Raw genomic sequence first — 1,021 nt, forward strand, 5'->3', positions numbered from 1 at the left:
GTCAATTCCCATTTCCACCAACGCCTTGTAAGCGCCAATCTGATAGCAGCCCCTCGCTCCGCCGCCTTCCAATACTAAACCTCTCATAAAACCCCCCTTCTTAATATAATTATATCATCAACCAACATCACAATGTGTGATATAATTTTTCGTGAAAGGAATACACATGTACACACTACTACTCACATCTGCGATACTTCTAATAATCGCAGCCACAGACAACTTCATAAGTATGTTCACAGCAACAAGCATCGTTTTGTTCGCAATTAGTGCCATCGGACTAATATTTGCGCCACGTTCAAATATAATCTTGAACATAATCATAGCGATCAACCTAATCACAGATTTATTTATCCTTGCGATAATATCATACAGACTCTACCAAAAAGCAAAAGTCAAAGCCAACATCGCGCTTGACTTATCGGCAAGTTTATTATACATCGCAATGATAGCAATAAACCTGTTCAAAATATTTGACCTTTACAAATACATAATAGGAATGAATTTGTATCTGAGCTTAATTGTACTGTCACACCTGCTTGGAAATCTCATAATCAAATACAAAAAAATCGCCACAGATTTTGACTACATCGTAGTCCTCGGAGGATCCATGAAAGGAATCGAACTCTCTGAGCTAATCAAACAAAGAATGCTCACATCATTTACCTACTACAGAACCAACAAAAGCATAATGATATTTTCCGGTGGCAAATCCAACGGAGACATCGAAGAATCCGTAGCCATGAAAAACTTCGCCGTCCAAAACAACATCCAGGATACAGATATTTTATTGGAAAAACTTGCCATGAACACAATGCAAAACATAGAATACGTAAAAACACTCATACAACAGCAAGATGCAGAGTGCGACACAAAAAAAGTCTGCGTCATCACCAATAACTTCCACGCATTCAGAACCAAACTCATCTGCAACAAAATGAAAGTCAATTGGACAGTAATACCCGCAGAATCTAACCTCAACTCCAAAATCAACACCTACCTAATAGAATTATTAGCCGCA

The 1,021-nt window shown here is 38.2% G+C and carries 1 protein-coding gene and 1 pseudogene; one reads left to right on the top strand and one right to left on the bottom strand.

Annotated elements, in window-relative coordinates; genetic code table 11:
• Nucleotides 1-87 (bottom strand): annotated as a pseudogene (locus KHW44_RS10055) (patatin-like phospholipase family protein); the annotation flags it as partial.
• Nucleotides 88-166: 79 nt separating this feature from the next.
• Here KHW44_RS10055 and KHW44_RS10060 point away from each other — a divergent pair.
• Nucleotides 167-1,021, top strand: an 855-nt coding sequence (locus tag KHW44_RS10060) for a YdcF family protein (protein ID WP_304069028.1), incomplete at its 3' end; no start/stop codon positions are given.

The sequence above is a fragment of the Finegoldia magna genome (assembly GCF_018371055.1).
Taxonomy (GTDB): Bacteria; Bacillota; Clostridia; order Tissierellales; family Peptoniphilaceae; genus Finegoldia; species Finegoldia magna_I.